This is a genomic window from Asticcacaulis sp. P4_H10 (genome assembly GCF_056400965.1).
On record NZ_JBFUKH010000004.1, the window covers coordinates 252516 to 270913 of the forward strand.

Below are 18398 nucleotides of genomic sequence, written 5' to 3' on the forward strand. Positions count from 1 at the left end.
ACCGGTAGCCTTTGTTTGCCGCGCACCTTGCCCCAAAACCGTTGAACACTTTTGGGGGTGCGCGGGCGGCCCTCGTCAACCTGGTCAAGGTCCGGCGGGTGTGAGGTGCCCGCCGGGTTACCAGGATTTTTTACGTGTTTGGTGACCTACGCTTAGCGCGCCAGCCAGCCGCCATCGACGGGGATGACCGCGCCGTTGACGTAGTCCGAAGCCGCTGCAGCGAGGAAGACCGCCGTGCCGCCGAGGTCGGCCGGCAGGCCCCAGCGATTGGCCGGGATGCGGTCGAGGATGGCCTTTTCACGGACTTCATCGGCGCGGATCTGCGCCGTGTTGTCGGTGGCCATGTAGCCGGGCGCGATGGCGTTGATATTGATGCCCTTGGCGCCCCATTCGTTGGCCAGCAGGCGCGTGATGCCGGCGATACCGGACTTCGACGCGGTGTAGCTGGGGACGCGGATGCCGCCCTGGAACGACAGCATCGAGGCGATGTTGATGATCTTGCCGCGGCCCTGGGCGATCATGTGCTTGCCGGCGGCCTGGGCCATGAAGAAGGCGCCCTTGATGTTGACGTTCATCACGTCGTCCCAGTCCTTTTCGGAGAACTCAACGGCGTCGGCGCGACGGATCAGGCCCGCATTGTTGACCAGGATGTCGAGGCCGCCAAGGCCTTCGATGGTTTCCTTGACGATGCGGTCGACCGGCTCGATGCTGATCAGGTTGGCATCGATATTGAGAAACTTGCGGCCGAGCGCCTTGATCTTTTCACCGGTTTCATCGGCAGGCACGATGCCGGCAGCGGCGATATCGGCACCGGCTTCGGCCAGGGCCAGGGCAATGCCCTGACCGAGGCCGGTATTGGCACCGGTTACCAGGGCAACCTTGCCCGTCAGATCGAATGCTTGAAGTCCCATTATTTGTGTTTCCTGTTCGGGGCTTGGGTCGGGATTAGGCCAGCTGGCAGATGTCGAGGACCTTCATGTCGGTATAGTCGAGGTTTTCCCCGCCCATGGCCCAGATGAAGGCGTAGTTCGACGTGCCGCAGCCCATGTGGATCGACCACGGCGGCGACACCACGGCCTCGTTGTTCTGGATGACGATATGGCGCGCCTTGTCGGGCTCGCCCATGAAGTGGAACACACGGTCGTTGTCGCCGAGATTGAAGTAGAAATAGACTTCCGAGCGGCGGTCATGGAGGTGCGGCGGCATGGTGTTCCACACGCTGCCCGGCGACAGGATGGTCAGGCCCAGCAGCAGCTGGCACGACTTGGCGGTTGTCGGCACGATGTACTGGTAGATAACGCGTTCATTGGATTGCTCCAGCGAACCGCGCGCCAGCGGCACGGCCTGATCGATCGAGATCTTGACCGTCTCATAGCGCTGGTGCGCCGGGGTCGAGGTCAGGTAGAACAGAGCCGGATTGGCGGCGTCGTCCGACGAGAACAGCACTTCCTTGGTGCCCATCGGGATGTAGAGGCCGTCCTTCAGGCCCAGGTCGTAGACCGTGCCGTCGACGCTGACCTTGCCCGAACCGCTGCCGACATTGATGACGCCCAGTTCGCGGCGCTCAAGGAAGGGGTGTCCGGCGGCCGAAGCCGGCTCCGTCTGGTCGGGCAGCTTGAGCTGGCCGTTGACCGGGGCAGCGCCACCGACGACGAAGCGTTCGAAGTGAGTATAGTTGAGCACTACCGCGCCGGGCGCGAACAGGCCGCCCATCAGGTATTTTTCGCGCAGATCCTGCGTGTCCGCGCCGGCCATCATGTCGGGATGGGTGGCGTGGTAGATCTTTTGGTACAGCGAATTCTGGCACATGGCGCGGTAGGCTCCGATAGTTTTCTGATCAGAATTGATCAATAGGTGTCATTTTCAATCCCTTACAGCTTGTAGGCCGCTTTGGGAAGATTGTAGGTGAGGTCTTTGATGACTTCGGCTGCGTCTTCCATCGCGATGCGATGTTCCGCGACCAGCCTGGCCAGGAAGTGGGCGTCCATGCGGCGGGCGACGTCGTGGCGCGCCGGGATGGACAGGAAGGCGCGGGTATCGTCGTTGAACCCGACCGTATTGTAGAATCCACCGGTTTCCGTGACCTGCTCGCGGAAGCGCATCATGCCTTCCGGGCTGTCGTGGAACCACCAGGACGGGCCCAGCTTCAGGACCGGATAGTGGCCGGCCAGAGGCGCCAGTTCACGGGCATAGTTGGTCTCGTCCAGGGTGAACAGAATGATCGTCAGGTTCTTCTCGTTGCCATAGGCATCGAGCAGCGGCTTCAGCGCATGGACGTAATTGGTCGGCAAAGGGATATCGCAGCCCTTGTCACGGCCGAAGGTCTCAAAGACCTTTTGATTGTGGTTGCGGAAAGAGCCCGGGTGAATCTGCATCGTCATGCCGTCGTCGAGCGACATGCGCGCCATTTCGGTCAGCATCTGGGCACGGAACAGCTCTGCGTCGGCGGCCGTGACCTGCGGGCTCAGGACGCGCTTGAACAGTGCTTCGGCGTCGGCGCCTGAAAGGTTCGCCGTCTGGGCGGTGGGGTGGCCGTGGTCGCTGGACGTCGCGCCCATGGTCATGAAGAAGTCACGACGAACGCGGTGTGCCTTCAGGTAACCCTGCCAGTTATAGACGTCCTCGCCCGACAGGTCGGCAAAGACCTTCAGCTTGTCGTGGAACTCTTCGTGTTCCGGATCGATGACCGGGTCGGGGCGATAGGCGGTGACGACCCGGCCCTTCCAGCCGGACGCCTTGATAGCCTGATGATGTTCCAGCGTGTCCGTCGGGCTTTCCGTCGTTGCCAGAAGCTCGATGTTGAAGCGTTCGAACAGGGCGCGCGGACGGTAGGCTTCAGACGCCAGAAGCTCCCCGATACGGTCGAAATACAGGTCCGAGGTTTCCGCATCGAGCGCGACGTCGAAGCCCATGATCGAACCAAAGACATGGTTCATCCAGATCGAGGTCGGTGTGCCGCGGAACAGGTGTTGGTTCGACGCGAATATACGCCAGGCTTCGCGCGGATCGGCAGGGGACGGGCCGGCCTTGGTGGCCACACCGACGGACTGCATGTCGATGCCCTGCGAGTAGAGCATGCGGAAGATGTAGTGGTCGGGGCTCAGGAACAGGGCGGTGGCGTTCTCGAACGGTTCGTTTCCGGCGAACCAGGACGGATCAGTATGGCCGTGCGGGCTGAGGATCGGGAAGTCCTTGACCAGCGCATACAGCTCACGCGCCAGCTTGCGCTGGGTCGGATCGCTCGGCAACAGGCGATCCTCATGAAGAAAGAGGGGCTTTGGCATTTTTGTCGTTTCGTTCTGGAATTGGCCGGGGACCCGCATATTGCCCGCAGATTGGTCCGGTCGCACTCCCTAATTATCCTGTTATTGCCAAAGGTAACCGGTGTCATAGCTTTTGACAACAGATTTTTTGCGACAATTTCGCTAAAAAACGCAAAATCTGAGCAGGCTACGAAAAAGTGGAAAGCCGTTTTTTGTGCCAAGCATGCGACCACCAACGCAGCGCTCGTGATTTTTGGCCTTACCGCTTTGCCGGGCCGGACGAGCCCCGAATGATCAGTTTCGACTCGAAGACGATCGAGGTGCGCTCGTTCATCTCGCCAGTCATCAGGGTTTCGGTGGCGGTGCGCGCCATGTCGCGAACCGGCAAGCGGACGGTCGTCAGCGGCGGATAGATGCGCGTGGCGACATCGGCGTCGTCGAAGCCGATAATGGTCAGGTCTTCCGGAATCTTCAGGCCCAGGCTGTAGGCCGCGTGATAGGCCCCGGCGGCCATCTGGTCATTACAGGCAATGATGGCGGTTGGAGGATTGGCGTTGTTCAGCAAGCGCGTGGCGGCGGCGATCCCGCCTTCGAAGCTGTAGTCGCCCGGCTCATCCAGGTCGGCTGCAATTGTCAGTCCGTTGCGGTGCAGGCCTTCTTCGAAGCCGGCGCGGCGTTCGTGTGCTGACGGGTACGCCGGGTTGCCGTTGATAAAGGCGATGCGCGTATGGCCGAGCTTCGCCAGATGGTCACTGCCCTCGGCGCAGCCGGCGCGGTCGTTGGACACGATTTGGGCGGTGCGGATCGGCGGATCATTGCGCTCGCCCGGGCGGGCGGTGACGCGGATGACGGGCGTTTCCAGCTCCTCCATCAGCGCCAGCAGCTTGGGGTCTTCGGCGATCGGCGGCAGCAGGATGACGCCCGCCAGGCGCTGCATCTCGATGAATTCGCGAATGTCGTCGAGGAAGTTGTCGGCATGGCGGTCACACGGGTGCACGACCAGGTCGAGGCCCGAGCCGCGAAGGCTGTCGAGCGCGCCCATCTGCATATTGACGACGTAGGTAGCGTTTGGATTGTCGTAGATCAGGCCGAACAGGAAGGAGCGGCGAAACGCCAGGCCACGCGCCTGCGGATCAGGCCTGAAGCCGATGCGGGCGATGATCTCATTGACTTGGTCACGCGTGTCCGGCCGCACCGACGGCGAATTGTTGATAACGCGTGATACCGTTTTTTTCGACACGCGGGCCAGGCTTGCGACGTCGTTGATCGTCGCCTTCTTGCGACGCCGGATGAAGTCCTCGATGGCGTCGCCGATATCGCGGCCGAATTCGCGGCTGGAAGCCAAAGGCTGGCTGAAAGGTTTCGGTGCGGGGGATCGGGCCATATGGGCTTTTTGTTATGTTATCGAATCAGAACGGCGGCACTTGCACAGGTTTTGTGTCACAGGAAAGCAGTTTTGCCAAATCCACTCGCCGGAGACGACCTGTGCTACAGGTGACACCGGTTACCATAGCGAAGAATATTGTAAAACGCATCTTCTTTCCATGATAGTGGGTTTTATCGGTAAAAATTGGAAACGATACGATTTGGTCTTGCATGCCTTCAGAGGTCAGGCCAATAGCGTGGTTATTCACCTGTAACCTTGGGATCTATTATGACGCGTCTTAATCTGGCCAATCTTGACCTGTTGTCACCAGCCGCCGCCAAGCCGGCCTACGACCCGTCCACGCTCGCCATCGGTGTGGTCCATTTCGGGCCTGGCGCCTTTCACCGCGCCCACCAGGCGGCCTATTTCGACGCACTGGCGACGACGGACGCGCGTTGGGGGATCTGCGGCGTGTCTTTGCATTCCGCCGGTGTGCGCGACGCGCTGACGCCGCAGGATGGGCTGTACACCCTGGCCATTCTTGACGCGGAAATCCGCTACCAGATCATCGGTTCGATGCGCGAAGTACTGGTCGCGCACGACGATATCGAAGCCGTGTTCGCGCGCCTGACGCGCGCCTCGGTCGAGCTGGTGACCTCGACCGTGACCGAAAAGGGCTACTGCCTGGCGCCCGACTGGACGCTCGACTTCGGTCACGCCGACATTGTCCATGACCTGGCGAACCCCAAGACGCCGAAGTCGTTTATCGGCTATGTCACCGAAGGCCTGCGCCGCCGTAAAGCCGCGGGCGTGCAGCCCTTCGTGCTGATCCCGTGCGACAACCTGCCGAAGAACGGCGAGCGTCTCAAGGCGGCGGTCGTCGCCTTTGCCGCGCGCGGCGATGCCGATCTCGCTGCCTGGATCGAGGCGAACCTTCAGTGCCCGTGCACCATGGTCGACTCGATCACCCCGGCGACCGACGATGCTCTGCGGGCTCGCGTGGCCGAGGCGATCGGTCTCGAGGACGCCTGGCCGATCCAGCGCGAAGCCTTTACCCAGTGGGTGATCGAGGAGCACGTTCACGACGGCGGCCCGGACTGGGCCAGCGTCGGCGTCACCCTGACCGACAATGTGCCGGCCTATGAGCGCGCCAAGCTGCGCCTGTTGAACGGCCCGCACTCGACTCTTGCGTACGCAGGCCTGCACAAGGGCTATGAGAGCGTGTCACAGGCCGTCGGCGACGCCGAACTGGAGCAACTGGTTCGCGACCTGATGCTGAAGGACGTCGTGCCGCTGCTGGAGGCGCCGAAGGGCATGGACCTGCCGGCTTACTGCGAAGCTATTTTGCAACGCTTCCGCAATCCGGCGATCAAGCACCTGCTGTCGCAAATTGCCTGGGACGGCTCGCAGAAGCTGCCGATCCGTATCCTGAGTTCGCTGAACGAGGCGCTGGAGCGCGGCCAGGACATTTCGCGCTTTGGCGTGCCGCTGGCGGCGTGGATGCGCTTTGTTCGCGCCAAGGCGGTCAAGGGCGAGGCGATCACCGATCCGCTGGCGAGCGAACTGCTGGCGCTGGGCGCGACGCTGAAGGACGATGTGTCGGACGTGAAGGCGGTTCTTGCCCTACGTTCGGTGTTCCCGGAAGCGCTGGCGGGCAATTCCAAAGTCGTTGCCGGGATTGAGAAGGCCTACAGCGAACTGCTGGTGACGAAGCTGGCATAGTTGCGAGGCAAGCCACTATGTTGCGCTGCTACAAAGGACGGTGGCCTGAAGAACAGGTTCCCGTAGAAAGTCCGATCTGGCTTTACTATGAACTCGACGTTGAAGCGGACAACGTCTTGCGAACGGTCGAAATCTATCAAGACGGTCATTCCGAGCGAAATAGCCTGGCGCTGGAAATGCGAGATGGCTGGCCGTGCATAACCTTGGTTCATGGCCCCTTTTGGGAGACGGTTGGTGACTGGCTTTTAGCGGAAATTTCCAACGAAGAGTTTGATCGTTTTTGGCTGCAGGCGTTAGACAAGCCTGCACCCCGATCTTAAGTTCCCTGCTGGATAAACGGCACCTTGCTGAACAGCTTGCGTTCCTCGCCACGTGGATCAAGCGCCAGTTCCGGCTTGAGATTCCACACCATCGTCTCGCGCTTTTCCAGCGTATAGCCCTTCCACTCCGGCAAGGCAGGGGTCTGCGGTGATCCTGTCCGGGCAAAGGCAATAAAGGCATCCGAGATCAGGTCGGCCATCTGTCTTGCCTCGGCCGAGTCCGTCGTGATGGCGTCCGGCACGTGGGTATTGCGGAAGACCAATGGAATTTCGATCGTGTGCGGCGCACCCAGCCGTCCGCCGTTCTTCGGCGTCGCCCAATCGAACTGATAGGCAAAGGCCGGCGCGCCTTGCCGTGCCCGGGCCTCGACTTCCTCGATTGCGCCGCGCCATGACCGGCCGGCGGTGGTGGCGGCGAAGAAGACGTCCGACGGTGACATCTGCGGGTATAGCTTCCGGTAGGTGTCGATCACCAGATAGGGATCGATATCGACGCGGTATTCCGGCGGCATCTTCGCCGGCAGGTCTTCCCAGTTGAGCGCGAAATTCTTCAGGTCTCCGCCTAAAAAGGCGCGGGTTTCATCGTGGGTGTTGCCGACGATCATCGGGATATAACGCGACTGATCGGGCGCGTCCGGCCAGAAGGGATGGCGGAAGAGGATGGTCTCGTCCAGCACCGGGCCCATATAGACGCCGCCCTTGCCGAGCACCGGATCGGTGACTCTCAGCGCGGCGACCAGTTCTTCCATCTGCAGGGTCTGGACCTTTGCCAGGCCGTCAGCATCCGGATTGAGGCCCAGCGCTTTGAGATATGCTGTGGCGCGCAGGGTTGCATTGCCGGGACCTGACGCCGTCACCTGCTGGCCGCTCATGGTGGCAGCGCGGTGGAACAGGCCCTTGGCCGATGGCGTGGCCATCATGGTAGCGATTTTGGCGCCACCGCCGGATTGTCCGAAGACCATGACGCAGTTGGGATCGCCGCCAAAATTGCGGATATTGTCGCGCACCCATTCCAGCGCCAGATGCAGGTCCAGCTGCCCGCAATTGCCGGAATAGCGCAGTGGACCGGGGGCGCCGGTCAAAGCCCGTTCCAGACGCGCCAGGAACAGATACCCGAAGGCGTTCAGGCGGTGATTGACGGTGACGACGACGACATCGCCGGCGATGGCCAGATTGGTGCCGTCGTAAAGCGCGTCACCGCCCGAGCCGTTACTATAGGCGCCGCCGTGGATATAGAACATGACCGGCCGGGCCTTTTTGGTGTTGGCTTCCGGCGTCCAGACGTTGAGGAAGAGGCAGTCCTCGCTCTTGCCCCATGGATCAGGCGTGCTGCCTTGCGGCGAGGCCGGGCCGTAATGATCAGCCTTGTAAGGCGTTTCCCATGGTGTGGGCTTCACCGGCGGCTGAAAGCGCGCCTTGCCCGTATCCGCACCATAACGCAGGCCGAGAAACACCTGAACGCCGCCCTTGCTCTGGCCCGTTACCAGCCCGGCGGTAGTCGCGACCGACGGCGGTTTCGTCTTTGCCCATCCTGATACCGGTGTCACAGCGGCGGCTGTACTCAGGCCCAAAAGCGCGTCACGGCGGTTCATCGCATCACGTCCCTGTAATTTTTCGTTGTAAGCCTAGTCTGGCTGTGAAGCCTCCCCAAGTAAAGCTTTGACGTTTCAGACATTGCGGCTAAATTTCCACCATGAGTTTGCCTGCCCCCCTCATTGATGCCTTTGGACGCCGCATTTCCTATGTGCGCCTGTCGGTGACGGACCGCTGTGACCTGCGCTGCACCTATTGCATGAGCGAGCACCAGACCTTTCTGCCGCGCAAGGACCTGCTGACCTGGGAAGAGATGGAGCGGCTCAGCCGCTTCCTGATCGCGCGCGGTGTGGACAAGCTGCGCATCACTGGCGGTGAGCCCCTGGTGCGCAAGGGCGTACTCGATTTCCTGCGCCGCATCGGTGAAGAGGTTCACGCCGGACGCCTGAAGGAACTGACGCTGACGACCAATGGCACGCTGCTGAAAGGCGCGGTGCCGGCGCTGGTCGACGCAGGCGTCAAACGCATCAATGTGTCGTGCGATACGCTTAAAGCCGATGCCTATCGCCGCATCACGCGCGGTGGCGACCTGGCGAAGGTGCTGGACGGCATCGAAGCAGCGCAGGACGCCGGTATCCGCATCAAGCTGAACGTCGTGGCGCTTGCCCAGGACAACCGCGCTGAGTTGCCCGACATCATCAGTTTTGCCCATGGACGCGGCATCGACGTGTCGCTGATCGAGACCATGCCGATGGGCGAGGAGATCGATCGCGAAGCGCAGTTCGTGTCGCTGGCCGATGTCCTCAGCGACCTGCAAAGCTTCTGGCGGGTAACGCCTGTGGCGGACACGACAGCCGGACCGGCGCGCTATTACCGTATCGACGAGACGGGCGGGCGGCTGGGCCTGATCACGCCGCTCAGCCATAATTTTTGCGATACCTGCAACCGGGTCCGCGTCACCTGCACAGGTCGGCTGTATATGTGCTTGGGCCAGGACGACCATGTTGATCTGCGCGCTGCCCTGCGCGAAGATGCGACCGATGCAGGGCTGGAAACGGCACTCAGCCAGGCACTGGTGCAAAAGCCGCGTCGCCACGATTTTGTCATTGCCTCGTCCTCGCTTTTGGCCCAGGACACGCCCGGATATCGCCCGGCGCGCACCATGTCGCTGACCGGCGGTTAAGGGGTAAGGCATGAGCGAAATCAGCGAAAACGATCTGAAATATCTCGGTGGCGGGCGCATCGACGCCGAGCGGCCGTTTCGCGTCGTAAATATCGCCGTGCTGACCGTCTCGGACACGCGCACCGAAGAAAACGACACTTCGGGTGATGTGCTTGCGGCGCGGATCACGCAGGCCGGCCATCATCTGGCGGCGCGCGCCATTGTTCGCGACGATGTCGATGCGATCCGCACCCATATCAAGAACTGGGTCGGCTCCGGCAATATCGACGCCATCATCTCGACCGGCGGGACGGGCATTACCGGCCGCGATGTCACGCCTGAAGCCGTCGAGCCATTGCTGCATAAGCGGATCGAAGGCTTCTCGACCATCTTCCATATGTTGAGCTATCAGACGGTCGGCCTGTCGACTCTGCAATCGCGGGCTCTGGCCGGCATTATCGACGGCGTCTTCATCTTCTGCCTGCCGGGCTCGAACGGCGCGGTCAAGGACGGCTGGGACAAGGTCATCCGCTGGCAGCTCGACAGCCGCCATGGCCCCTGCAACATGGTCGAGCTGATGCCGCGGCTCAAAGAAAAGTAGATGCCGGCGCGCCGTAATGTGCCGATGAGTGAAGCGGTCGCGATCGTCCGCTCGGGTGCTTTGACCCCGCGTACCGAAACCGTGGGACTGAACGCTGCCTTGGGGCGTGTGCTGGCGGCGGATGTTGTAGCCACGCGCGACCAGCCGCCCTTCCGCAGCAGCGCCATGGACGGCTATGCTGTGCGCAAGGTCGACCTGTCCCGCGAAACCCTCGCTGTTATTGGTGAAAGCGCGGCCGGTGCTCGCTTTGAGGCTGCGGTCGGCGAAGGGCAGGCGGTGCGGATCTTTACCGGCGCACCGGTGCCGGACGACTGCGACGCGGTAGTCATCCAGGAAAATACGGAAAAAATAGACAGCGGTATCCGCCTTTTGCCCGACGCCGTGACAGCGAAGAGCGACAACATTCGCGCTCAAGGCGGAGATTTCCGCATTTCTGATCCGCTTTTGTACAAGGGCGATCGGCTCGATCCGTGGCGGTTGTCGCTGGCTGCCGCAGCCGGACGTGCGGAACTTGGCGTTGTAAAGCGTCCGCGCATCGCCGTCCTGTGTACCGGCGATGAGCTAGTCTTGCCAGGGCAGGCGCCGGGACCGGATCAGATTTTCGAGTCCGGCTCACTGGCCCTGATGGCCTTGATCGCACAGTGGGGCGGGGAGGCCGCCTATCTCGGCGTCGAAGGCGACGGCGAAGCGGCGATTATCGAGGCCGTGCGCCATGCGGAGGCGGATATGATCGCCACGGTCGGTGGCGCCAGTGTCGGCGATTACGATCTGGTCAAGCCGGCGCTTGGCGCCTTGGGGCTGGCGCTGGAGTTTGAGACGCTCAATCTGCGTCCCGGCAAGCCCACGGCCTTCGGACAACTGGCGGATGGGCGCAGGACCTTGAGCCTGCCCGGCAATCCAGCTTCCGCTTTTGTGGTGGCGCAGTTGCTGCTCAAGCCGTGGATCGAAGCGTCGCTGGGTATGGCGGCGAAATCGCCCTTTATGAACGCCGTGCTGGCCGTCGACGTCGGCCCGGCCGGTCCGCGTGAAACCTATATGCGGGCGCAGTTGAGCACATCGGATGATGGCCGTCTGATGGTGATGCCTTTCCGCGATCAGGACTCGTCGCTAGTCAGTGTCTTTGCCCGCGCCAATGCGTTGTTGCGCCTGCCGGCCAATACCGAGGCCCAGGCGGCCGGCGCCGTAGTAGAGGTTATTCGGCTCGACCGCGCTTAGTTGGCAGGCTTTTCGACGATGTCGCGGTGCTGCGGCGCCAGTGCGGCCAGAAGCTTGTTCTGTGCCGAGAACGGCACCCCGTTCTTGTCCATCGCCTTTTGCAGGTTCTCGATCAGCGCGAAGACGTCCGCCTTCTGGACGCCTAGGTCCTTGTGCGCCGCCTTCATGTCCTTGCCGGTATAGGTGCAGCCGCCGCCGAGCACGACGCAGAACTGTTCGACCAGCATGGCTTTGGTATGCTCGCGCTTCTTGGGGTCGAAGAAGGTGTTGATGCGCGGGTCGGCGTCGACATTGACGAACATGTCGTCGACGATCTTCACCAGCCCTGCGCGGCCACCGAATTCGGCGAACAGCTTGCTGTCAGTGGCGATCACGGGCGCCGTGGCGGCGCTGGGTTGGCCGGTCACAGGCGCGGCCACCAGAAGCAGGGCGAGGGCGATAAAGGTCATGGTCAGAATCCTACCTGAAGCGAGGCATAAAGGCCGGTCTGGCGGCGGGTGACAACGTGGCCGAGATCGGCGTAGGCTAGCGTCAGCGAGATGTTCTTCGTGGCGGCATAGGCGGCGAAGATGTCGAAGGCAGCGCCTTCCTTGGCGATGGCTAGGTTATCCGGCTTGGTGCGGACCTCGGCGCCCACCGCCAGCCTGCGATTGATGAGATAGGCCGCCGAGCCTTCAAACTGCATGTGACGCTTGTCATCTATGCCGCCGAAGCCCAGGATGCCGTACTGGTTGGCACGGGTGCTGCGCAGCGTGCCGTTCAGCAGGATACCTTGCGCCAGATAGAGCTTGGTGGCGCTGATATAATAATCGGTATCCTTGCCGCGCCGCGCACCGAGGGCCGTCACCAGAGCGGCCTTGTCGTTTGTTTTGAACTGCGCGCCTATACTGACCTGAGGCCACCAATGATCCTGATCGAGGACCGCGTCGCCCAGGACCTTGACCTTTACGCCAAGCGTATCCTGGTTGATCGTATAGCCCTTGCCGAGGCCCAAGGCTGCGCCCACATCCTGCGTGTTGAAGGCCTGGCGCGAATAAGACAGTTCGACGCGGTCATAGAGGCCAACCAGAACGCCCGTCGAACGGATATCGAAATCGGTGGTGTTGACGTCGGTCGCATAGGCATTGGCGCCGATCTGGCGCGCCGAACCGTAGCCGCCAATGACGGCCCATGGCGTCAGGCCGCCGCCGGCAGAGCCTTCGATCTGGCTGACGCCACCGGTCAGCAACAGCTTGCCACTGCCGGTTATGGACTGTGCGTGGGCCGAACCGGCCGCCAGCAGGACGAGAAGGGTGAGCGCGCCGTATAAACGGGTGAGCATGGTGACAATCCACAGACAATAAGCTGCAAACGTTTTAACACCCAGGTTTTAAGGTTGAATTTATGGTCATATAAAAAAGCAATCCCTTGCCCACGCGGGATTTTCGTGATCACGATAATGCCTTGGTATGCGTATCAGTCGCGACGCGCGGGCGCTGAGCCTGCGGCGTCATAGCATTTTTGTTACGCATACCGGTTCGCTGACAGAATCCGGATGCGTCTCCACACCGGGAGTTGTCATGTCCGAAACCGTATCGAAGCCGTCCCAGCCGGCTCCGCCGCTGATTGAGCGCGTCAAGAACATCCTTTTGAAGCCGTCTCCCACCTGGGATGTCATCGCCGACGAGCCGGCCGACGTCAAATCGCTCTATCTCGGCTACATTATTCCGTTGGCCGCCATCGGCCCGATTGCAAATGCGATCGGCATGAGCGTGTTCGGTGCTGGTATCCCCGGCTTACTCATCGTTAAGACGCCCTTGTTAGCCGCCGTCTCCAGCGCCATCGTTCAATTTGTACTGACCCTCGTCATGGTTTTCGTCATGGCACTGGTCATAGACGGACTAGCGCCGTCCTTTGGCGCTCAAAAGAACCAGTTACGCGCTTTCAAGGTCGCGGCGTATTCGAGCACGGCCGGCTGGCTGGCCGGTATTTTTACGATTTTACCCGCGCTAAGTGTGCTGGGCATTCTTGGATTTTACGGCATTTACTTGCTGTATGTCGGGCTACCGAAGCTCATGGGAGCCCCGAAGGAAAAGGCCGTGGGGTACACGGCCGTAACGGTCATTGTCACGATCGTCTTGGTCCTTGCCGTCGGCGCCGTGGCCGCCGCCGTGAAAGGGGTGGGTACACTGGGCTTGATGGGCAGCGCTGCCCCGACGGCTACAGGCGCGGCGGTAGGAACGGTCGTCGTACCGGGTGCGGGCTCACTTGATCTCGCCAAGCTGGAAGCGGCCGCCAAGAATGCGGAAGCCCAGGCGTCTGCCATGCAGAACGGGCAGGTCGCCGTCCAGACCGTTGATCCGACTCAGCTTCTGGCCCTGATGCCCGAAAACTACCGCGGCGCCGCGCGCTCCGATACCAGCACCAGCGCCAACCAGGCCGGCGGCGTAGCAGTCTCCAATGCCAAGGCAACCTATAATGTCGGGGGCGGCACCATTAATCTCGAGGTCAGCGATCTCGGATCGTTAAGCGGCATCACCGCCATGGGCCAGGCCTTCAACGTCAACAGCACGGAAACAACCGCGACCGGCTATGAGAAGGTTGTCTCCAAGGACGGTCGCATGATCTCGGAAAAATACGACAACAGCTCGAAGAGTGGTTCCTACTCCGTGCTGGTCGGGCCGCGCATGAGTATCGAGGCGCACGGCGACAATGTCGACATGGCCACCATCAAGGGGCTGGTCGATGGCATGGACCTTGGCCGTGCCGAAAACCTGGTAAAATAAGAAAAAGGGGCCGTCCGAAAAGACGGCCCCTAAATTCTAGGCAGCGGCAGGTTTGGGTGCAAACCGCTCAAGAATGTGCCGGGTCATGCCCTTGGCCAGTTCCTCCTCGCCGAAGAAGACTGCGCCCAGCTTCTCACTCCTCAGGAACTGAACCTCGCCTTCGCTGTGGGTGCGCAGGACGACCTCTATGCCCGGATTGACCCGGCGAGCGGTATCGACCATCTGGCGGACGTGCAGAATTTCGGGCGTCGCGATGACCAGCATGGCGGCATGCAGCACGTGCGCCTGGGCCAGCACGACGGGCTCGGCGGCATTGCCGTAGACGGCCGCCTTGCCGTTATTGCGCAGGTCTTCGATCCGTTCGCGGTTCTGGTCGACCACCACATAGGCGATGCCTTGCGTTTCGAGCGCCCCGGCAATGCGTTTTCCGACGCGGCCATAGCCGACCAGGATGACCTGGCCCTTCAGGTAGCGATCGTCGATTGCCGTCGGCAGTTCAGCCAGCGGTTCGACGCGCTCGTCCATCCTGCGGACGGTTTTGGAGCGCTTGACCGCCCAGGCGGCAAGGGGTTTCATGGCGTTGAAGATAAACGGATTGGCGGCGATCGAGATGATGGCGCCCGCCAGGATCAGGTTCATCCCCTCCTGCGGCAACAGCCCCAGACTGACGCCCAGTCCCCCCATGATGAACGAGAATTCGCCGATCTGCGCCAGGCTGGCCGACACTGTCAGGGCGGTGTTGAGCGGGTAACGGAAGGCCAGCACCAGGGCTGCAGCGGCAAGGCCCTTGCCGGCGATGATGATGGCGACGACCGCCAGAACCTCGACGGGTTTGTCCAGCAGGACCATTGGGTCGAACAACATGCCGACAGAGACGAAGAACAGCACCGAGAAGGCATCGCGCAACGGCAGCGACTCCTCGGCGGCGCGATGGCTGAACTTGGATTCGCGCATCACCATGCCAGCGAAGAAGGCGCCGAGCGCAAAGGACACGCTGAACAGTTCGGCGGCGCCCCAGGCTATGCTGATGGCTGCGGCAACGACCGACAGGGTGAACAGTTCGCGCGAGCCGGTCTTGGCGACCTGCCAAAGGATCCATGGCATGACCTTGCGGCCGACCAGCAGCATCAGGGCAATAAAGGCGCCAACGCTGAGCAGGGTGGTGGCAATGGACACCCACAGGTTCTGCGTCGGGGCTGCGTGACCTGCGGCTTGAACCGCACCGTCGGCATTGAGAATATGGGCCAGTGGCGGCAGCAGCACTAGCACAAGCACGGTGACCAGGTCTTCGACTACCAGCCAGCCAATGGCGATGCGGCCGTTCATCGTCTCGGTGGCGTCGGCTGCCTCCAGCGCTTTCAGCAGCACGACGGTACTGGCGCACGACAGGCAGAGACCAAAAACGATGGCCGGGCCAAGTGCCCAGCCCCACAGGCCCATGGTCAGGGCCATGCCGAGCAACGTTGCCAGCGACATCTGCACGATGGCGCCGGGCAGGGCGATCTTGCGCACCGACATCAGGTCGTCGATCGAGAAGTGCAGGCCGACGCCGAACATCAGCAGCATGACGCCGATTTCGGAGAGCTGGGCGGCGATGCCGGAATCAGCAACGAAGCCAGGGGTAAACGGCCCGACCAGAATGCCGGCCAGCAGATAGCCGACAAGTGGCGGCAGCTTTACGCGCGCAGCCAGAAAGCCGAAGACGAGCGCCAGGCCGAAACCGGACGCAAGAGTGGTGATAAGCGAAATATTATGATGGTCCATGCCTGGCCTTTAGAGTTCGTGTGAAACAGAAAAGGCCCGCAAAACCGGCCAGAAGCTTAAGGCCAGAGTGTCAAACACGCGTCGGAAGACGCGCAATAAACAGCTAAAATTGCGGATTGATTGCATTTTCAGGGTTTGACGCGCACGCGTCAACCCCGATCACAGCTTTGCTATGACATTGTGACCGTGACGGTTACGGATGCCGCCGCTGGTGGTTACGGATGCGTGCCGTCCCATGGCCGGAAGTGCTTGGACAGCTTCAGTCCCTGGCCCTGATAGTGCGAGCCGCTCTGGCCATAGAGCTGGACCGGGCGTTCCGTCAGGGGTTCATAGACCAGGCGCGCGACGGTCTGGCCGTCTTCCAAGAGGAACGGGGTGTCGAAGCAACGGACCTCAAGCACGCCGCGCGATCCCTTGGCGCCGGCTTCGTCCGTGCCGAAGCCAGGATCGAAGAAGCCGGCATAGTGGACGCGGAATTCGCCGACACTGGGATCGATCGGCAGCATTTCGGCGGCTTCCATGACCGGGATTTCGACAGCGCCCTTGGAGGCCAGGATATAGAACTCGCCTGGATCCAGCAGCAGCTGGCCGTTGTTCTGGTACAATGGCTCCCAGTATTTCCTGGGGTCGTGGCCGTCGATATTATCGAGGTCGATGATGCCGGCGTGGCGGCGGGCGCGATAGCCGACCAGGTCACCGGTCAGGTCGACGCCGCAGTCGGCGGTATAGAGCTTGGGCGAATTGCCACGTTTGATGCGCAACTGGTTCAGGCGGGTGCCGGTACGCGCCAGCACCGAGAAGGTCTGCGGCGCGATCTCGACATAGATGGGACCAGTGTAGCCAGCGGCGACGTCGTCGAACAGATCGCCATAGTCGGACAGCAGGCGAACGAAGACGTCGACGCGGCCGGTTGAGGACTTGGGATTGGCGCGGGCTGAAATGCCGGCGGGCAGGTTCAGACTTTCCTGAAGTTCAGCGATGTAGACGCAGCCGGATTCGAAGACGGCCCCTTTTGACAGGTCCATCTCGTGCATGACGACGTCGGGCAGGCGTTCGGAGACCTTGCGGCCGCGCGGAAGATAAGAGGCGCGGACGCGCCATGCCCGGGCACCAAGGCGCAAATCTATGCTGGCCGGTTGAATCTGGTCGTGGTCGAGTGGGCCTTGGCTCTTGACGACGCCCTGCTCGACCAGTTCAGCCAGGCTCTGCATGGGCAGGATGCCGTGTTTCAACTCGGTCGGTGCCGCGATGGCGTCCGCGGTCAGGGGCGTGGCAGTCATGAAGTCTGGCTTGTCTCTATCTTTACCGTTTTTGAGGCGTTTCGTGTCCAACAAAAACTTTGTGCGTCGTGGCGAATTGATTAATATGCCGCGCAGACGGGGGACGGGTAATCTAGAGCTTCATGCCGGAAAGTGGAAGCCACTTTTTTGGGCAAAGGTGCGGCTTTGGAAGGAGATTTTCGGTGTCGGGGAGAGATGCCTCGCGTAGGACAATAGGATTGAGGCCGATCGTGTACAGTCATACCACCCACGGCATAACCATCAGCGTCGAGGTTGAATATCTGGCGGCAGGCTTGCATGACTACGGTCCGGACCAGTTCGCCTGGGCCTATCACATCACCATGCGCAATTCGTCGGACGAAGTGGTGCAGCTCAAAACCCGCCATTGGACGATCACAGACGGCTTCGGCCGCGCGCATAAGGTCAATGGCGAAGGCGTGGTTGGTCAGAAGCCGCGTCTGCAACCGGGTCAGAAATACACCTACACTTCGGGCTGTCCGCTGCCGACGCCGTCCGGATCGATGAGCGGCTACTATGTCTTTGTCCGCGAAGACGGTGCGCCGCTGAAGGTGATCATCCCGACGTTTTCGCTGGATCTGCCCGATCCGGGGCGTGTCCTGAACTAAGTATCGGGGCGTGGGGTCCACGACCCCACAACCTTTGGATATCAACAAAAAGCCTGGCCCCAAAAGGCCAGGCTTTTTGTTGATTTTATAAGACTTGGGGCCCGTGGCGGGCGAAAGCTATACTTTCGCCACGGCACACCCGCAAACCCCATTACTATTCTTACAGGTAGCGACGCAGGTTGCGCGACAGGTCCGCGCCAGTATCGCGCTTCTTGGTCTTCTGCGACGGCTGATAGGCTACGCGCGCATGTTCCACACAATAGGGCGTGCCGTCATCCGAACGGCGGCCGCAGAACGAGAAGCTGTCCGACGACGGATCGCCGATCGGCCACTTGCACATCTTCGAACCCAGGGTCAGCACGGTCGCCGTACCGGGGGACTCGACATACGGCACCACGGGTTGGCTGATGACCGGGCGCGCCAGAACCGGATCGGTGCGGCGCAGCGGCGCGGACGCCATGGCCGGCGCATGCTGCGGCGTCGAAACGGTGCGCGGCGGACGCTGCGGTTTGTACAGGGGGCGGGCGGGCTGCGACGGCGCCGCGCGGCCCGACAGGCCAAGGCGGTGCACCTTGCCGATCACGGCGTTACGCGTCACGCCACCCAGCGTTTTGGCAATCTGACTGGCGGAATGGCCTTCCTGCCAGAGCTTCTTCAAGGTTTCTACCCGTTCGTCAGTCCAGCTCATGCTTTCTACTCCCTGAAAAACCTATATAACTTGCGATTTGCAAGCAAGCAGACCGCAACATATAGACTATGCCCCGTGGGATATTCTCCCAGC

At 61.5% G+C, this 18398-nt stretch carries 17 protein-coding genes; 7 read left to right on the forward strand and 10 right to left on the reverse strand.

Annotation, left to right across the window (positions count from 1 at the left end; translation table 11 throughout):
- Positions 1-152: 152 nt before the first annotated feature.
- From kduD to AC1DON_RS09305, 4 genes are all read right to left on the reverse strand, one after another.
- A complete protein-coding gene (gene kduD / locus AC1DON_RS09290) occupies positions 153-911 on the reverse strand; it encodes a 2-dehydro-3-deoxy-D-gluconate 5-dehydrogenase KduD (protein WP_476934508.1) in 759 nt (252 codons plus the stop codon).
- A gap of 34 nt (positions 912-945) precedes the next feature.
- Positions 946-1794 carry a 5-dehydro-4-deoxy-D-glucuronate isomerase gene (gene kduI, locus AC1DON_RS09295; protein ID WP_476934650.1) on the reverse strand — a complete coding sequence of 283 codons (849 nt, stop codon included), beginning with the start codon at positions 1792-1794 and terminating at the stop codon, positions 946-948.
- Between the two features lie 77 nt (positions 1795-1871).
- A complete protein-coding gene (uxaC, locus tag AC1DON_RS09300) occupies positions 1872-3284 on the reverse strand; it encodes a glucuronate isomerase (protein ID WP_476934509.1) in 1413 nt (470 codons plus the stop codon).
- Between the two features lie 238 nt (positions 3285-3522).
- Positions 3523-4647 (reverse strand): LacI family DNA-binding transcriptional regulator, encoded by a 1125-nt coding sequence (locus tag AC1DON_RS09305; RefSeq protein WP_476934510.1) that lies wholly within the window; start codon positions 4645-4647, stop codon positions 3523-3525.
- Between the two features lie 270 nt (positions 4648-4917).
- Between AC1DON_RS09305 and AC1DON_RS09310 the strand changes: the two genes are divergently transcribed.
- A complete protein-coding gene (locus AC1DON_RS09310; protein ID WP_476934511.1) occupies positions 4918-6351 on the forward strand; it encodes a mannitol dehydrogenase family protein in 1434 nt (477 codons plus the stop codon).
- A 17-nt stretch (positions 6352-6368) separates the two neighbouring features.
- Positions 6369-6671, forward strand: coding sequence for a hypothetical protein (locus tag AC1DON_RS09315; protein ID WP_476934512.1), 303 nt, complete (start codon positions 6369-6371; stop codon positions 6669-6671).
- Here the strand turns inward: AC1DON_RS09315 and AC1DON_RS09320 are convergent.
- Positions 6668-8263 (reverse strand): carboxylesterase/lipase family protein, encoded by a 1596-nt coding sequence (locus AC1DON_RS09320; protein WP_476934513.1) that lies wholly within the window; start codon positions 8261-8263, stop codon positions 6668-6670. The genes AC1DON_RS09315 and AC1DON_RS09320 overlap by 4 nt on opposite strands.
- Positions 8264-8364: 101 nt before the next feature.
- Here AC1DON_RS09320 and moaA point away from each other — a divergent pair, with 101 nt between their 5' ends.
- Genes moaA through AC1DON_RS09335 form a run of 3 tightly spaced genes read left to right on the forward strand, consistent with a single transcriptional unit; the run spans position 8365 to position 11182 of the window.
- Entirely contained in the window at positions 8365-9387 is a 1023-nt protein-coding gene (gene moaA / locus AC1DON_RS09325) for a GTP 3',8-cyclase MoaA (RefSeq protein ID WP_476934514.1), read from the forward strand.
- A gap of 10 nt (positions 9388-9397) precedes the next feature.
- Complete coding sequence (gene moaB / locus AC1DON_RS09330; protein ID WP_476934515.1) at positions 9398-9967, forward strand: molybdenum cofactor biosynthesis protein B; 570 nt, start codon at positions 9398-9400, stop codon at positions 9965-9967.
- Positions 9968-11182 carry a molybdopterin molybdotransferase MoeA gene (locus tag AC1DON_RS09335; RefSeq protein ID WP_476934516.1) on the forward strand — a complete coding sequence of 405 codons (1215 nt, stop codon included), beginning with the start codon at positions 9968-9970 and terminating at the stop codon, positions 11180-11182. It abuts the gene before it with no gap.
- Here AC1DON_RS09335 and AC1DON_RS09340 read toward each other — a convergent pair.
- Positions 11179-11631 (reverse strand): group I truncated hemoglobin, encoded by a 453-nt coding sequence (locus AC1DON_RS09340; RefSeq protein ID WP_476934517.1) that lies wholly within the window; start codon positions 11629-11631, stop codon positions 11179-11181. The genes AC1DON_RS09335 and AC1DON_RS09340 overlap by 4 nt on opposite strands.
- A 2-nt stretch (positions 11632-11633) precedes the next feature.
- Positions 11634-12503 carry a DUF3034 family protein gene (locus tag AC1DON_RS09345; protein ID WP_476934518.1) on the reverse strand — a complete coding sequence of 290 codons (870 nt, stop codon included), beginning with the start codon at positions 12501-12503 and terminating at the stop codon, positions 11634-11636.
- Positions 12504-12741: 238 nt separating this feature from the next.
- Here AC1DON_RS09345 and AC1DON_RS09350 point away from each other — a divergent pair, with 238 nt between their 5' ends.
- On the forward strand, positions 12742-13947 hold the full coding sequence (locus AC1DON_RS09350; RefSeq protein WP_476934519.1) for a Yip1 family protein: 1206 nt from the start codon (positions 12742-12744) through the stop codon (positions 13945-13947).
- A 36-nt stretch (positions 13948-13983) separates the two neighbouring features.
- On the opposite strand, the gene AC1DON_RS09355 is transcribed toward AC1DON_RS09350, so the two are convergent.
- Positions 13984-15711 carry a cation:proton antiporter domain-containing protein gene (locus AC1DON_RS09355; protein ID WP_476934520.1) on the reverse strand — a complete coding sequence of 576 codons (1728 nt, stop codon included), beginning with the start codon at positions 15709-15711 and terminating at the stop codon, positions 13984-13986.
- Between the two features lie 215 nt (positions 15712-15926).
- Positions 15927-16991, reverse strand: coding sequence for a 2'-deoxycytidine 5'-triphosphate deaminase (locus AC1DON_RS09360; protein ID WP_476934521.1), 1065 nt, complete (start codon positions 16989-16991; stop codon positions 15927-15929).
- Positions 16992-17221: 230 nt separating this feature from the next.
- Between AC1DON_RS09360 and apaG the strand changes: the two genes are divergently transcribed.
- Positions 17222-17617 carry a Co2+/Mg2+ efflux protein ApaG gene (gene apaG, locus AC1DON_RS09365; RefSeq protein ID WP_476934522.1) on the forward strand — a complete coding sequence of 132 codons (396 nt, stop codon included), beginning with the start codon at positions 17222-17224 and terminating at the stop codon, positions 17615-17617.
- Positions 17618-17777: 160 nt separating this feature from the next.
- On the opposite strand, the gene gcrA is transcribed toward apaG, so the two are convergent.
- Complete coding sequence (gene gcrA / locus AC1DON_RS09370) at positions 17778-18305, reverse strand: cell cycle sigma 70 cofactor GcrA (protein WP_476934523.1); 528 nt, start codon at positions 18303-18305, stop codon at positions 17778-17780.
- Positions 18306-18398: the final 93 nt, after the last annotated feature.

What these genes read in the sequence shown, in the direction of transcription:
- kduD (WP_476934508.1), bottom strand. Translation starts at nt 911, where the DNA reads ATGGGACTTCAAGCATTCGATCTGACGGGCAAGGTTGCCCTGGTAACC.
- uxaC (WP_476934509.1), bottom strand. Translation starts at nt 3,284, where the DNA reads ATGCCAAAGCCCCTCTTTCTTCATGAGGATCGCCTGTTGCCGAGCGAT.
- AC1DON_RS09305 (WP_476934510.1), bottom strand. Translation starts at nt 4,647, where the DNA reads ATGGCCCGATCCCCCGCACCGAAACCTTTCAGCCAGCCTTTGGCTTCC.
- AC1DON_RS09310 (WP_476934511.1), top strand. Translation starts at nt 4,918, where the DNA reads ATGACGCGTCTTAATCTGGCCAATCTTGACCTGTTGTCACCAGCCGCC.
- AC1DON_RS09315 (WP_476934512.1), top strand. Translation starts at nt 6,369, where the DNA reads ATGTTGCGCTGCTACAAAGGACGGTGGCCTGAAGAACAGGTTCCCGTA.
- AC1DON_RS09320 (WP_476934513.1), bottom strand. Translation starts at nt 8,263, where the DNA reads ATGAACCGCCGTGACGCGCTTTTGGGCCTGAGTACAGCCGCCGCTGTG.
- moaA (WP_476934514.1), top strand. Translation starts at nt 8,365, where the DNA reads ATGAGTTTGCCTGCCCCCCTCATTGATGCCTTTGGACGCCGCATTTCC.
- moaB (WP_476934515.1), top strand. Translation starts at nt 9,398, where the DNA reads ATGAGCGAAATCAGCGAAAACGATCTGAAATATCTCGGTGGCGGGCGC.
- AC1DON_RS09335 (WP_476934516.1), top strand. Translation starts at nt 9,968, where the DNA reads ATGCCGGCGCGCCGTAATGTGCCGATGAGTGAAGCGGTCGCGATCGTC.
- AC1DON_RS09340 (WP_476934517.1), bottom strand. Translation starts at nt 11,631, where the DNA reads ATGACCTTTATCGCCCTCGCCCTGCTTCTGGTGGCCGCGCCTGTGACC.
- AC1DON_RS09345 (WP_476934518.1), bottom strand. Translation starts at nt 12,503, where the DNA reads ATGCTCACCCGTTTATACGGCGCGCTCACCCTTCTCGTCCTGCTGGCG.
- AC1DON_RS09350 (WP_476934519.1), top strand. Translation starts at nt 12,742, where the DNA reads ATGTCCGAAACCGTATCGAAGCCGTCCCAGCCGGCTCCGCCGCTGATT.
- AC1DON_RS09355 (WP_476934520.1), bottom strand. Translation starts at nt 15,711, where the DNA reads ATGGACCATCATAATATTTCGCTTATCACCACTCTTGCGTCCGGTTTC.
- AC1DON_RS09360 (WP_476934521.1), bottom strand. Translation starts at nt 16,991, where the DNA reads ATGACTGCCACGCCCCTGACCGCGGACGCCATCGCGGCACCGACCGAG.
- gcrA (WP_476934523.1), bottom strand. Translation starts at nt 18,305, where the DNA reads ATGAGCTGGACTGACGAACGGGTAGAAACCTTGAAGAAGCTCTGGCAG.